The organism is Lactobacillus sp. 23-2 (genome assembly GCF_044902225.1).
Lineage (GTDB): Bacteria > Bacillota > Bacilli > Lactobacillales > Lactobacillaceae > Lactobacillus > Lactobacillus absianus.
The window spans coordinates 16598-30180 of sequence record NZ_JAOQBX010000021.1; the positions used below are offsets into that span (position 1 = coordinate 16598).

General features: G+C 51.2%; 12 protein-coding genes. 8 read left to right on the plus strand and 4 right to left on the minus strand.

All coding sequences use genetic code 11. The features are described from left to right. Positions 1–20: 20 nt before the first annotated feature. The 4 genes from OCH80_RS07710 (at position 21) to OCH80_RS07725 (ending at position 4100) form a co-directional block, all read left to right on the plus strand. Positions 21–782 (plus strand): tyrosine-protein phosphatase, encoded by a 762-nt coding sequence (locus OCH80_RS07710; protein ID WP_404539621.1) that lies wholly within the window; start codon positions 21–23, stop codon positions 780–782. 353 nt (positions 783–1135) lie between these two features. Further along, entirely contained in the window at positions 1136–2716 is a 1581-nt protein-coding gene (locus OCH80_RS07715) for an ATP-binding cassette domain-containing protein (RefSeq protein WP_404539623.1), read from the plus strand. Positions 2717–2828: 112 nt separating this feature from the next. After that, positions 2829–3599, plus strand: a complete 771-nt coding sequence (locus OCH80_RS07720; protein WP_302188239.1) for a tyrosine-protein phosphatase — start codon at positions 2829–2831, stop codon at positions 3597–3599. After that, complete coding sequence (locus tag OCH80_RS07725) at positions 3600–4100, plus strand: O-acetyl-ADP-ribose deacetylase (protein ID WP_279190836.1); 501 nt, start codon at positions 3600–3602, stop codon at positions 4098–4100. Between the two features lie 45 nt (positions 4101–4145). Here OCH80_RS07725 and OCH80_RS07730 read toward each other — a convergent pair whose 3' ends face one another. Together OCH80_RS07730 and OCH80_RS07735 are read right to left on the minus strand one after the other, a co-directional pair. Next, positions 4146–5054, minus strand: coding sequence for a cytochrome C5 (locus tag OCH80_RS07730; protein WP_404539628.1), 909 nt, complete (start codon positions 5052–5054; stop codon positions 4146–4148). A gap of 243 nt (positions 5055–5297) precedes the next feature. Then, the gene (locus tag OCH80_RS07735; RefSeq protein ID WP_404539631.1) at positions 5298–6536 is read right to left on the minus strand and encodes an MFS transporter; all 1239 of its coding nucleotides are present in this window, start codon (positions 6534–6536) and stop codon (positions 5298–5300) included. Between the two features lie 435 nt (positions 6537–6971). Between OCH80_RS07735 and OCH80_RS07740 the strand changes: the two genes are divergently transcribed. The 3 genes from OCH80_RS07740 (at position 6972) to OCH80_RS07750 (ending at position 10105) form a co-directional block, all read left to right on the plus strand. Then, entirely contained in the window at positions 6972–8375 is a 1404-nt protein-coding gene (locus OCH80_RS07740; RefSeq protein WP_404539634.1) for a class II fumarate hydratase, read from the plus strand. A gap of 29 nt (positions 8376–8404) precedes the next feature. Further along, on the plus strand, positions 8405–9787 hold the full coding sequence (locus tag OCH80_RS07745) for a flavocytochrome c (RefSeq protein WP_404539636.1): 1383 nt from the start codon (positions 8405–8407) through the stop codon (positions 9785–9787). 153 nt (positions 9788–9940) lie between these two features. Then, the gene (locus tag OCH80_RS07750; RefSeq protein WP_404539645.1) at positions 9941–10105 is read left to right on the plus strand and encodes a hypothetical protein; all 165 of its coding nucleotides are present in this window, start codon (positions 9941–9943) and stop codon (positions 10103–10105) included. A gap of 71 nt (positions 10106–10176) precedes the next feature. Here OCH80_RS07750 and OCH80_RS07755 read toward each other — a convergent pair whose 3' ends face one another. Together OCH80_RS07755 and OCH80_RS07760 are read right to left on the minus strand one after the other, a co-directional pair. Further along, positions 10177–11127: a sugar-binding transcriptional regulator gene (locus OCH80_RS07755; RefSeq protein WP_404539638.1), complete on the minus strand. Its 951-nt coding sequence runs from the start codon at positions 11125–11127 to the stop codon at positions 10177–10179. A gap of 274 nt (positions 11128–11401) precedes the next feature. Continuing rightward, the gene (locus OCH80_RS07760) at positions 11402–12289 is read right to left on the minus strand and encodes a peptidoglycan-binding protein LysM (RefSeq protein WP_404539640.1); all 888 of its coding nucleotides are present in this window, start codon (positions 12287–12289) and stop codon (positions 11402–11404) included. 370 nt (positions 12290–12659) lie between these two features. Between OCH80_RS07760 and OCH80_RS07765 the strand changes: the two genes are divergently transcribed. Continuing rightward, positions 12660–13415 (plus strand): alpha/beta hydrolase, encoded by a 756-nt coding sequence (locus OCH80_RS07765; RefSeq protein ID WP_404539643.1) that lies wholly within the window; start codon positions 12660–12662, stop codon positions 13413–13415. Positions 13416–13583: the final 168 nt, after the last annotated feature.

The following is a 13583-nucleotide window of genomic DNA, read 5'->3' on the forward strand; positions in this document are numbered from 1 at the left end:
GGGACAATGAGGTGACAGAAATGCAGACAAAGCGGATCGTCAAGCTGGAGGCTGGCTACAACTGCCGGGATTTGGGCGGCTACCGGACTAAGGACGGCCGCCGGGTCCAGTGGGGGCGGCTTTACCGGTCAGGATCCTTGAGTCATTTGACCAAGGCCGACCAGGCTGAGCTGGCCCGCCGCCGGATCGTGGTGGACTGCGACCTGCGCTCCAGACATGAGCAGGACAGCTACCCGGACCAGATTTGGCCGGGAGCCAGGGTGATCGATACCCACTTTTACAGTGAGGCCGGGGATGAAGAGGAAGAAGCCGAGGCGGCTTGGGCCAAATATTCCGGCAAGGTTCCGCGCTTGTCCTACCTGGCCATGGTCTACCAGCAGAACCTCCTGGCTCCTAGAACTGGCCTGGTGATGCGGAAAATTTTTCAGGAGCTGCTGGCTTTGAAAGATGATGAGGCCCTGATCTACCACTGCTCTATGGGCAAGGACCGGACGGGGATGGTCAGCGTGATTGTCTTGATGGCCTTAGGGCTGGATGACCGGGAAATCATGCGTGACTACCTGTTCAGCCGGTCTTATAGCCGGGACTGGAATGAGGCTGATGAAAATGACCGGCTGGGCCGGCAGATTGCCAAGATGAACCAGACCCAGGTCAGCCAGAGCTCTTTTTATGGAATTACGGAAACCATCCGGCAGATGTGGGGCGGCTTTGACCGCTATTTCACCAGCCTGGGCTTTGACAGGCGTGACCTGGAGCGGCTGCGGGACAAGTTCTTGGAGTAAAGGCAAAAATAAATGGCGTTATTTTATGAGGAGCTCTGCAATAGAGCGACGCCTTAAAACGTTCATCGAGGTTAGATGAGCGTTTTTTTGTGTTTAAGATCTGTGTTATCCGTTTCCGAAGACTGTCTGATGAAAGACCGGCCGAAAAATGCCTTTGATGACAGTGCTTCGGCAGGATTCTTTCATTTTGCGTTAATCAGCATCAGAACTTGTCACGTTTAGTTGCTCTGCAGATAGGCTTTCTTAAAATGAAAGTTTTTTAAAGAAAAGATGAGAACGGTGCTGGCTTGTGGTATACTGCATTATATTCATTGAACAAAAGAAAAAATAAACAAAAAATTGGAGGAAGTTAAATGAAAATCGGAGAACTTGTTAGGCAAAACAGGCTGCGATTTACATTTGCAGTTGCTTTGGAAGTTTTTGGTCAGTTATGCGTAGCAAGTGGGAACTATGTAATTGGCCTTATACTGGACTTACTGGTTAAGGGAGAGACTAGAAAATTCTATCTTGTTTTAGCTGTGTTTTTCGTATTGTATATTGGTGGATATGTCTTCGTCTGTTTTGCGGAGTATTTATATATCGTACAAACTCAAGAATATGTTCACCAGCTTAGAATAAAAACAGTTAATTATTATTATCAAAATCCTGAAACTGTTGCTGAAATGCAAAATCATTTGACGAATGACTTTCAGATGTTATTTGACAACTTTGCTCGGCCACTGTTCATTTTCTTCGACTCTGCTTTAGCTGTCGTATTTTCAGCATACGCGCTAGTCACGATGCATTGGATTTTGTTAGTTACCACTGTGTTGTTGTCGGTTATGTTTTTGTACCTTCCAAGTATTTTTTCAAAAAAATACCAAGAAAGAACGATGCATTTTTCCAATGTGAACGCAACTTATCTAACAACCATAAAGAACTGGTTAGGCGGGCTAGCGGAACTTCAGCGCTATGATGCAAGACGCAAGTTGGTTGAGGTACTGGAAAAGCAATCCAATAAATTAGAGGGATCACTAGTTAAGCGGCAAATCAGCGTAACTGAAATTAATTTTGTCAATGCCTTCATGAGCATCTTCTGTCAAGTTGCATTAGACGTTGTAACTGGAACGTTGATTTCTGCTGGAATAATATCCATCGGGAAACTTATTGCGGTTGGCCAATTTTCTAGTATGATCTTTAACAGTCTGGTTGTGCTGTCTAATTACCTTGAACAAATCAAGTCAACCAAACCATTGAATGAAAAGACAGCTGCTGCCTTAGCTGATCCACCTAAGGATGTCAATGCAGATGAAGAATTGGCTTCCTTTGACCATTTGTGTGCTGCCGGCTTGTCATTTGCTTATGATCACGGGGAGACGATCAATTACCCCGATTTGAAGATCAAGGCTGGCGAAAAAGTGCTGTTGACCGGCGACAGCGGTACCGGGAAGTCGACCCTGCTTAAGATTTTGGCAGGCGAATTGCAGGCAACGACTGGAAAAATCGTGTTCTATGATCATGACGGGCATGAGATCAAGGTGTCGCCGCAAGCACTGCACTATGTGCCGCAAGATCCGGTTTTATTCCCAGCATCGATCGCGGACAACGTCACCATGTTCAAGCCAGAATTTGACGGTCAAGTGGACGAATACCTCCAAAAAGTCGACTTGTCCAAAGACATTGCCAAGTTCCCTAAAGGAAAAGAAACCATTATAAACGTTGAGAAGCAAAACGTTTCTGGCGGGCAGAGGCAAAAGATCGTTTTAGCCCGTGCCGAGCTCAACCGAAGCAGCTTCATTTTGATCGACGAAGCAACCGCGTCGGTTGATCGCGACAGCACGAAGCGGATCCTGCGCAACCTGCTCGATTGCAAGGCGACCATCGTCTTCATTGGACACAATTTTACTGACGAGATGGTCAACATGTTTGACAGACAGATTGTGCTGACGAAATAACCCATATCACTCTGGCTTTGGCTGGAGTGATTTTTTTGCCAAAAATAGCCTGAAAAACTAAAATAAAAGGGAAGTCAACAGCTGCTGGAATTTAGGAAAAGAGGGATGCAGGATGACGCGGCAAAGAGTGATTGAATTAGACCAGCCGGTCAATTTCCGGGACTTGGGCGGCTACACGGGATTAAACGGGCGTCAGGTCAAGTGGGGCAAGATCTACCGGTCGGCTGCCTTAAACGAGATGTCGACGCGCGACATGGCAACCCTCTGCAAGCTGCATATCACGGTAGACTGCGACTTGCGGACCAGCCGTGAGCAGCGGGCTTATCCAGACTTGCTTTGGCCAGGTGCCCGGCTGGTCAGCGTTGGTCTTTACGCTGAGGGGGAGCGGTTTGAAGAAAAACATGCGCTCCTGCGCTTCTTTCACCATATTCCCGTTTTTGACGACTATCTGCCCAGCATCTACCAGCGGGTTCTGTTGAACAGCCATTCAGAAGAAGCAATTGCCAAGGTGTTTAAAGAGCTTCTGCGCCTGCCTGAGGATCAGGCCTTGGTCTATCACTGCGCGGCCGGAAAGGACCGGACCGGCGTTATCAGCGTGATGATCCTGATGGCCTTGGGCGTTGATGATGACACGATCGCCCGGGATTATATGCTCACGGATGAACTCTATGACTTCTCTTGGAAGAAGCAGCACCCAACCAATGAAAAGCTGTCCCAGATCATCGCTAAGATGAACGTCACTAGAGGGGAAGGTCCAGCGATTAAGGGGATTACGGAGACCATCCGCCAGGGCTGGGGCAGCTTTGATAAATTTTGGGTCAAGCGCCTGGGTCTTTCTAAGACCGAGCTGGCTAAATTTAGAAAAATGTATCTGGAGGATTAAATGAGCTTAGAAATTTGGCAAGGTGACATTACCAGTCTCAAGGTTGACGCGATCGTCAACGCGGCCAACAAGGAATTGCGTGGAGGAGGCGGCGTCGACGGAGCCATCCACCGGGCCGCTGGGCCAAAGCTGGATCCAGCCTGCCGGGCCTTGGGGGGATGCGAGACGGGCGAGGCCAAGATCACGCCCGGCTTTGACCTGCCGGCCAAGTACGTCATTCATACGGTTGGGCCCATCTATAGCGGCTCACACAGCGACCCGCTCCTTTTGGCAGCCTGCTACCGGAACAGCCTGCGGGTGGCTCAGGAAAACGGCTTGCATTCGGTGGCTTTTTCCGCGATTTCAACCGGGGTCTATGGCTATCCTTTGGGCGCGGCCAGCAAGATTGCCTTCACGGAGGTCCGCAAGTGGCTTAGAGACCACAAGGATTATGACCTGCGGGTGATCATGGTGGCCTATGATGCCCGGACTTACGCCCTATACCAGAAGCTTTTAGGGTAAACGAAAAACAGCTCCAGGAATTTGGAGCTGTTTTTTGGTGCTGGCTTAAAATTCGTCCCGCTTGATTTCCCGGTAGATCGCCAGGATGAAGACGAAGATGGCGGAAACGATGGCCGGGAAGACCATCCCGCCGACTTGGACCGCGTTGTTGGCGGCAATTTGGGACATTTGGTTCTCAATCGCGTACTGGACGACCCACTTCTTCATCAGGTAGGGAGTCATCATAAATGACGCCGCGGAGATGAGGGAGAAGATGGTCATCACGTGCCGGGAATACGGCTCTCTGAAGAACTGGGACAGGACGCAGAAGGCGGGGGCGATCATCAAGAGGAAGATCCAGAGGATGATCATCGTGCCGGCGCTGGAGTTCATCATTTGCGAGCTGTTGGTAGCGTAGCGGTAGGTCCCCCAAAGCGAGCCCCCGGTCAGGGAGTTGAACAGGCTCAGGAAGTAAGAGCCTTGCTGGCCGTAAGTTCCGTGGCTGTTCAAGACGCCCTGGATCAGGGTCAGGCTGTCCGTGGTCCCCGCGGAGGCAAAGTTGACGCTGACGATCTGGCGCATGTAGGCGGCCAGGAACATGACCGTAGAGCCCAGCAACTGCAGGGCCTTGATCATGCTCAGCTTTCTGGAGGCCTTGAGCTTGAATTCCAGGCTCAGCACCCGGTTTGGGTGGTGGGAGCGGCCAATGATAAGGATGCCGATGATGGTCAAGCCGATGATCAGTCCGAGACCGATCCACCACTTGGCCAGGACGCAAAACAAGGCCAGGCTCAGCATAATGACTGAGACGTAAGGCCGGTCAGCGAAAATCTGCCAAAAATTCAGACGGATCTTCTGCTCGCTCCGGGAAGCCCCGTCAGCGTCCAAGCGGGGAACCGCCTTGATGTCTGCCTGCCGCGTCTGGGAGGCGCGTTCTTGTCTTTCTTGGTACTGTCTGCGCGACATTCGTGCCATATAAACTCATCCTTTCGTGCTCACAATCGTACCACAACTTAGCTTGCACGGGCTGATTTTTTGCAGCTTTTTATAAAAACTATAAGTTGTCTTGAGTCATCCGGGCAAAACTTAGTTTAGCATGTTCGCGGCTCATGGTCGCTGATTTTGCTGGGCAGCGTTGCATAGTTTCTACTGCCTCACTAAAGGCGATTGCACAAAAACCACTCATCCGAGTCAGATGAGTGGTTGACATTGGTCAGGTTAATGGCTGACGCTCTTTTTTTGAAAAATCAGCACCAAGACAAAATTGATGAGCAAGGTGGCACCGGTGACCCAGAAGACCGTCGCGTAGTCGAAGATGCCGGAGATCCCAGAGCCCAGCAGGGAACCGATGACCGAGCCCATGGCCTGGAAGGACTGATTATAGGAAAAAATCCGGCCAAAAGATTCAGGCGGCGTGTTCAAAGTCAGAACGGTCTGCGCGGCGGGCATCATCCCCGCGCTGGCCATCCCCAGCAAAAAGCGCCAAGCGGCCAGGGCCCACGGGGAGTGGGTGATGGCCATCGGCACGAAGAGCAGGGCGCCGGCCAGTAGCCCCAGGCGCAAAATCTTCAGCGGTCCAATCTGGTCCATCTTATGGCCAATATACGATGATGCGGCCAAGGTCCCCAGACCTGGCGTCGCGGCCACGACCCCGGCAATAAAGGCAATATTCTGCGCGCCTAGCATCATGGATTTGACATATAAGGAAACGATCGGGTCGATAGACATGTTGGCGGATTGAACCAGCATAGTAGTCACGAACATGACGATAATCAGCTGCAGGTTGGGCAAAGTGGCCATAATGTCCTTCATCGGCCGCATTTCTGCCTTTTTTACTGGCTTGAAGTCTTCATGAACGAACAGCAATGTTGCCAAAAAGACCATCGCCATCAAAAAGCCGGTAATAAAGAAAGGAACCCGGTAGCCCCAGGCTCCGCCCAGCAGGTTGCCAAAGAAGCTGGACAAGGCCCCGCCCAGGATTGGCCCGATCAGGTTGCCCGCGGTGCTGGCGGTCATCATCTGACTCATGACCCAGCCGCTCTTGCGGTGGGGCGTCTCGCCGGCCATCAGCGCCGTGGCGTTGTTGATGTAGCCGGAAAAGCAGCCTTGAATGGCCCGCATGAGCACGATATAGCCGGCGTTCATGGCCAGACCGGTCAAAGAAATGGTCAAGGCCATCACGCCGGAAGCCCGCAGGCACATCAGCTTGCGGCCCTTGCGGTCGGCTAGGGAGCCCCAGATGGGTGACATAATGGCTTGGGTGATAAAGGTCACGGCAAAAGCCAGGCCGGAATACATGCTGATCTCGAATTTGCTGTAGTGGCCCAGATCAGCGATGAACAACGACACGAACGGCATGGTCATGGAATAGCCCATCCCCGTGATCAAGTTCCCCAGCCACAAGGTGGCAAAAGCCTTGTGCCAGCCGTCGGGCAGTTTTTCTAACTTATCTTGCAATTTATTCTCTCCAATCAAGAAATCTAAGTTTTAGTTTATCACTAAAGTCAATCTATTGAATTTGTTTTTTTAATAAAAAGCTCCAGATGAAAGCAAGCGGCACTTATAAAAAAGAGTCCAGCTAAAGTGGGAGGTTCAAATGAACATTTCACAAGTTACCTTTTTCATTAATTTGCCAAAAACAGGCAAAGAAAAACCGCCTGCTGGTCTTTCCCAAAAATATTGAAATCAATATTAAGCGCTTACTTCAATTTGGAAGATTTTGCATTTTACTAAAAATGACCGAACAATGGGAAAATTAAAAAACTGAGCTTAGTTAAAATTTTTGAAATTCTAGATAAAAATTGTGTGTTTTTTAACAAAATTAAAAAAGGCCGTTATATAATGCAATTAACAAAAGCAATGTTTAAAGTTCGTTTGTAAGGAGAAACAGAGATGTCAGAACAAGAATACCGCATTGAATCAGACACGATTGGTGAAGTGAAGATCCCTAAGGATGCTCTTTGGGGCCCACAGACTGAAAGAAGCCGCAACAACTTCCCATCAGGTGAATTGATGCCTTTGGCCATCATCCGCGCCTTCCTGCACTTGAAGAAGGCTGCTGCTGAATCAAACGTTGAAGTTGGCGATGAGCCTGTTGAAAAGGGGCAAGCCATCGAAGAAGCCATCGACCAATTGCTGGCCCTTGATGACGAAAGCCTGCGCAAGGACTTCCCATTGCACGTTTTGCAAACCGGCTCAGGCACCCAAACCAACATGAACGTCAACGAAGTCGTCGCCAACCTGGCCAACAAGCTGCACCCAGGCTTGAACATCCTGCCTAACGACGACGTCAACCGCGGCCAAAGTTCAAACGACACCTACCCAACGGCCATGAACATCGTTGCCGTTGAAGCCATCGACAAGCTGGAACCAGCCATCCAGCACCTGATCGACGAGCTCAAGGTTAAGCAGAACAAGTACTGGAAGACGGTCAAGGTCGGCCGCACCCACCTGCAAGACGCGACTCCTTTGACTTTTGGCCAAGAAGTCTCCGGCTACATCTCAGCCTTGAAGCATGACCTGGCCTACATCCAAGAATTGAAGCCAAGCCTTTACGAGTTGGCGATCGGCGGGACGGCTGTCGGGACTGGCTTGAACGCTGCTCCTGGGATGACTGAAGCCATCGCCGGCAAGCTGTCCAAGGTCTACGGGCACGAATTCAAGGTTGAAACCAACAAGTTCTGGGGCCTGGCTCACCACTCAGCTTTGAGCGTCATGCACGGGGCTTTGAAGACCTTGGCCAATGACATGTTCAAGATCGCCCAAGACATCCGCTTCCTGGCTTCCGGTCCACGTGCCGGCTACGGCGAACTCAACATCCCTGCCAACGAACCAGGCTCATCAATCATGCCAGGCAAGGTCAACCCGACCCAGGCTGAAGCCGTAACCATGGCGGTTGCCCGCGTCTTGGGCAACGATGTGACCATCAACTTCGCGGCCAGTCAAGGCAACTTTGAAATGAACGTCTTCAAGACGGTCATGATCGCTGCCTTTCTGGAATCAGCTGACATTCTGACTGGCACCATTACTGGCTTTGCCGACAAGATGATCCACGGCTTGACCGTCAACGAGCAGCGCATGGATGATCTCCTTGAAAACTCATTGATGACGGTAACTGCCTTGTCACCAAAGATTGGCTACCACGAAGCAGCCGTAATCGCCCAAACTGCGCAAAAGGAAGGGACGACCTTGAAGGAAGCGGCCCTCAAGAGCGGCAAGGTGACTGAAGAACAATACGACGAATGGATGGACTACATGGCCATGACCAACGTCGACCGGACCAAGCCTGAAGAATAAGCTCACACTGAGCAGGAGAAATTGCAACTATGGCTAAATTTGTATACGAAGCAAAGAAGATTAACGAAGCTGACAGCGAATACGACGTTGTCGTAATTGGTGCCGGCGGGACTGGCTTGTCCGCGGCCCTGCAGGCCCATGAATTAGGCGCCAGCGTGGCTGTTTTTGAAAAAAACGCCAAGCTTGGCGGCAACACCAGCAAGGCCTCATCCGGCATGAACGCGGCTGAGTCCCTGGTTCAATACGACCACGGCATCATTGACAGCAAGGAAGACTTTTATAAGGAAACCTTGCAGGGCGGCGGCCGCTTGAACGACCGAGAAATGCTGCGCTACTTTGTCGACCATGCTCCTTTAGCGGTCGACTGGCTGACTGAGCATGGAATCGCGCTGACCGACCTGACCATTACCGGGGGGATGAGCCAAAAGCGGGCCCACCGGCCAGCATCAACTGCCCCAGTTGGCGGCTACTTGGTCGAAGGGCTCTTGAAGAACATTCAAAAGGAAGACATTCCCGTCTTCAATGAAGCCAAGATTACCAAGCTCTTGCAGGATGAAGACAAGCGGATCGTGGGCATTGAAGTCAACGGGACCAAGCAGATCGCGGCTAAGGCAGTCATCTTGGCAACTGGCGGCTTCGGGGCTTCACAGGAAATCATCAAGAAGTATCGGCCAGACCTGGTAGGCTACAAGACTACCAACCAAGCCGGCGCGACCGGCGACGGCCTGCTTTTGGCCAAAGACGTGGACGCTCAATTGATCCAAATGGACTTCATCCAAGTACACCCAACGGCGCAGACTGACGGCGAGCGCACCTTCCTGATCGGGGAAGCCGTCCGCGGGGAAGGGGCCATCCTGGTCAACCGGGCTGGCCGGCGCTTCGTCAACGAGCTGAACACCCGGAAGATCGTCTCCGATGCCATCACGGGCCTTGATGAAGATGGGGCCTACCTGATTTTTGACCAAGGCATCCGCGACCACGTCAAGGCGGTTGAATTCTACGACTACATTGGCCTGGTCGAGCACGGGGAGAGCCTGGCTGAGCTGGCTGGCAAGATCGGCGTTGACGCGGCTGGTCTGGAAGAGACCGTGGCTGCCTGGAACGAAGCTGTTGAAAAGCACGCTGACCAAGCCTTTGGCCGGACCACGGGGATGGACCGCGGCGTGACTAAGGAGCCATTCTTCGCGATCCACGTGCACCCAGCCATCCACTACACGATGGGCGGGATCCACATCAATGCCGAAACCCAAGTCCTCGACTCCAACGGCAAGGTCATCGCTGGCCTCTTCGCGGCTGGCGAAGTCTCCGGGGGTCTGCACGGCAACAACCGGATCGGCGGGAATTCAATCGCGGAAACCGTCGTCTTCGGCCGCCAAGCCGGCATCCAAGCCGCCAAGCTGGCGCGCGGATAGCCAATTTTTGAAAAGATATTGAGTTAAGAGTAAAGAAAAAACAAGCGGGAATAAATACGTTAGAGAAAGTTAACTATAAAGGCTTTGTCTGTCCTTTAATCGTAGGAATCGCGCTCTTTCTGCTGATCCCATTCAAGCCCGCGACGATCACGATTGCCGGCTGGCAATGGCGTCAAGATCTCCTGGTTTGGCTGGGCAGCCGCGGCCATCGTGCTTGGCTTGACCGGGGCCAGCTTCCAATCAACCACCCACTACTCATGTGGCCCAGCCACGGCCCTGTTCGCCTCTGGCTACGTGAAGCAGACTGACTGGTGGTAAAAAGCAAAAAAATATGTGATAAAACAAAATGTCACTCAGACGCGCGTCTGAGTGACATTTTTCGTTTGCGATTAAGAATGCTTTTCGTCTTCGAGCAGCTGCAGGGCCCGTTCGGCAATGATTTCGTTGGTTACCAGGTGGGTAACGATGCCGGAGCGCAGGGCGCCGATGAGGGCGCCGGCCTTAAAGCGGCTGTTGACCACTACGAAGCGGACCGGAGTTCTGACGATCTGCTGGTCAGAGATGCCGACGATCTTATTGGTGATGGCGCTGAAGAAGTGACCTTCATGGTCGTATGGCCGTCCGAAGATCATCCCGGCGATGTTGTCCCGACGGATGTCCCTGAACAGGAGGTTCTCGTACTGGCGGTGCATGAAGCTTTCTTCTTCAAAAGCCTGCAGGGTGCCCAGGGTAGCGACCAGAAGGTCCATGTGGTTGTAGCGCTCATCCAGCAGCTTGTAGAACGGCTCTTGCTTGATGAGCTTCACCAGGTCAGGGTTGGTGGCGTACAGCGGCGCGGGAAGGGCTTGGAAGTGGGCGCCGCATTGGTTGGCCGCGACCTGTTCCAGGGGGCTCTTACGGCCTGAGCCATGGAGCGGGTAGCCAACCAGCTGGACGAAGTTCAGCTTCTCGTTCTTGGTGTCGGTGAATGAGTTGATGATGTCCAGCATGGTCGTTCCCCAAGTCAGGCCGACGTTCTCGCAGGACTGCATGTAGCTTTGGATCTGTTCAGCCGCGAAGGAGACGATCTTTTCGCTGTCCTGGTTCTTGGTTTCCAGCTTCTTCAGGATAAAAGCTTCCTTCAAGCCAAACTTCTGTCTGAAGAGGGTCTCCAGGCTGGAGTTGCGCTTGGCACCTTCTCTGATGTTGATTTGGACGATCCCGGTGTTTTCCGCGTCCACCAGGGCCTTGTCAATTAAGTAGCGGGAGAGGCTGTACTTGGCCGAAATCTCGGCGATGTTTAATTTGCTGATGTAGTAGTCATGAGCGATATTGGCCAGTTGGTCATTGCTAAGCTGCATAGGGTATTGGCTCCTTCTTCTTTGGTATATTTCAAAGCTGTTTAAATATTATAAAGCATCCCAGATAGTTTGTAAAATTAAAATAATAGATTAAAAATCTAAAAAAATCAAAAACGGCAAGGCCTGCAAGCTTCTTTCATAAGCAAGTGGTATGAAAAAGTGAAAAAATGCGAGGCGAAAGCTAGCAAAATAGTCAGCAAAAACTACAATAAAAAAGAGAAGCCTTGCGGCTTCTCCTTTGTACATGCTTGTATGTGAGGAATCTATGTCTGTTTTAGTACCAGTTGTGAGCCAGCCAGAATCTCTTGGCGTTGACCCATGAGCCGTAGCGGCTGTGAGCGTACCAGTCAGCGGTCTTTTCTTGGTTCTTCTTTGAGTAGTCGCCGTGCAGGTAAGCGGTCAGAAGTTGGTAGCGGCCGTAGCAGTTGCCGTTTCTAGCAGTATATGAGCCACTTGATTCGCGCATGGCGATCCAGTACTTGGCTGCTCTTTCAGCAGCGGAAAGCTTGGCTCTCTTCTTGGCAGCAGCGCGCTTCTTAGCGGCAGCCTTTCTCTTGGCAGCGGCACGCTTCTTGGCAGCGGCACGCTTCTTAGCAGCGGCCTTCTTCTTGGCTTCAGCGGCTTTCTTAGCGGCTTCTTCTTTGGCCTTGGCTTGCGCGTCTTGTGCTTGTTGGTCTTGGCTTTGGTTTTGGTCCTGCTTTTGCTTGTCGTCAGCTGCTTGTGAGTTGGCGTCAGCCTTTACAGCGGCCTTGGCAGTCTTGATGGCCGTCTTCTTTGAAGTCTTCTTAGTGCTTTTCTTGGCAGACTTCTTAGTGGTCTTTTTTACGGCCTTCTTGACAGTCTTCTTAGCTGCCTTTTTAGTGGTCTTCTTGGCTTTCTTGGCAGCCTTCTTGGCAGCGGCTTGCTGCTTGGCCAGCTTTTCAGCTTCCTTTTTAGCAGCTTTAGCGGCTTTCTTGGCCTTTTCGGCAGCCTTCTTGGTGGCTTCAGCGGCCTTAGTGGTTTGGTCGGTTGAAGATGATTGGCTGCTTTGGTTTGCTTGAGTAGATGATGATTGCGTGGCCGCGTCGTTGCTTGCTGCGAAAGCAGTAGTGGCAGGGGCGGTGGCAAAGGCGGCTGCTAAGCAGGCAGCGGATAATGCCTTTTTAAAATTGAAATGCTTCATAGTAGATTACTCCTCACGTAGTCTCTTAAAACTTACCTATTATGCTACTAGTCCAATATGACAGGAGTGTTACAAAGCAATCACGGTTAGTTAACAATCAGGTAAAAAGCTCGGTAAAATTGGTAATATTTCCCAATTTAGGGGATACATGAATAGCAAAAAAGGCCAAAAAGCTGTCAAAAATGGCCAGCGGACTGGAAAAATCACGTATCTAAGCTATACAGAGAAAGTAATATTTGTAAAGCCAGCGCAATTGAATAGTAAGAATGTAACAATAGTGCATTTTTTTCATTACAAAGCGCTGCAAGTCTGTCCTAAAGATATAAAATAGGAAGAAAGCAGGCAAAAGAGAGGAGAAAGGGAATACAACATGGATGTTAATATCAAACGGGATGGATTGACTCTGCATGGGGTTTTGGAGGGGACCGACCAGCTGGAAAACCAGGAAGTGGCCATCCTTTTGCACGGCTTCAAGGGGAACATGGGCTACACGCCGGACCACCTGAACTACCAAGTGGCCAAGCGCTTGAACGCCAAGGGGATTCCAACCCTGCGCTTGGACTTTAACGGCTGCGGCAGGAGTGAGGGCGATTTCGCGGACATGGATGTCTTCAATGAAATTGAGGACGCGATTCAGACCCTGCAGTTTGCCAAAAAGGTGATCAAGGCGGAAAAAGTCTACGTCATTGGCCACTCGCAAGGCGGGGTGGTAGCCAGCATGTTAGGCGGCTACTACCATGACCTGATTGACAAATTGGTTTTGCTGGCACCAGCGGCTACATTGAAATCAGATGCCATCAACGGCAAGTGCCAGGGGGTTGAGTATGACTCGGAGCACATTCCTGACCAAGTCGTGGTTGATGGCTGGACCGTTGGCGGCAAGTATTTCAGAATTGCCCAGCTGCTGCCAATCTATGAGACCGCGGCCCGCTATGCAGGGCCGGTCTTGCTGGTGCATGGACTCGCGGACAAAGTCGTGGACTATTTTGCTTCAGTTAAGTATGACAAGATCTATCAAAACAGCGAGTTGCACCTGATCAAGGGGGCAGGTCACCGCTTGTTTGGCGACGGTGGTCAAAGAGCGGAGACGCTTCAATTGATAAGTGATTTTATCTGCAAAAAATAGCTAAAAAGACGGTTGCATCCAGTTGCAGCCGCCTTTTGTTTTCGGAAGCAATGCCGTGGCGGTATTTTTCGGGTGAACACTTTTGTCAAAACGTCAGTAGTTGGGTACTTTACGGGGCTCATTTTTAGTAAATCAGCCGTAGTTGGGTACTTTCCGGGGGTTATTTTT

What these genes read in the sequence shown, in the direction of transcription:
- OCH80_RS07730 (WP_404539628.1), bottom strand. Translation starts at nt 5,054, where the DNA reads ATGGCACGAATGTCGCGCAGACAGTACCAAGAAAGACAAGAACGCGCC.
- OCH80_RS07720 (WP_302188239.1), top strand. Translation starts at nt 2,829, where the DNA reads ATGACGCGGCAAAGAGTGATTGAATTAGACCAGCCGGTCAATTTCCGG.
- OCH80_RS07755 (WP_404539638.1), bottom strand. Translation starts at nt 11,127, where the DNA reads ATGCAGCTTAGCAATGACCAACTGGCCAATATCGCTCATGACTACTAC.
- OCH80_RS07765 (WP_404539643.1), top strand. Translation starts at nt 12,660, where the DNA reads ATGGATGTTAATATCAAACGGGATGGATTGACTCTGCATGGGGTTTTG.
- OCH80_RS07740 (WP_404539634.1), top strand. Translation starts at nt 6,972, where the DNA reads ATGTCAGAACAAGAATACCGCATTGAATCAGACACGATTGGTGAAGTG.
- OCH80_RS07715 (WP_404539623.1), top strand. Translation starts at nt 1,136, where the DNA reads ATGAAAATCGGAGAACTTGTTAGGCAAAACAGGCTGCGATTTACATTT.
- OCH80_RS07725 (WP_279190836.1), top strand. Translation starts at nt 3,600, where the DNA reads ATGAGCTTAGAAATTTGGCAAGGTGACATTACCAGTCTCAAGGTTGAC.
- OCH80_RS07710 (WP_404539621.1), top strand. Translation starts at nt 21, where the DNA reads ATGCAGACAAAGCGGATCGTCAAGCTGGAGGCTGGCTACAACTGCCGG.
- OCH80_RS07760 (WP_404539640.1), bottom strand. Translation starts at nt 12,289, where the DNA reads ATGAAGCATTTCAATTTTAAAAAGGCATTATCCGCTGCCTGCTTAGCA.
- OCH80_RS07745 (WP_404539636.1), top strand. Translation starts at nt 8,405, where the DNA reads ATGGCTAAATTTGTATACGAAGCAAAGAAGATTAACGAAGCTGACAGC.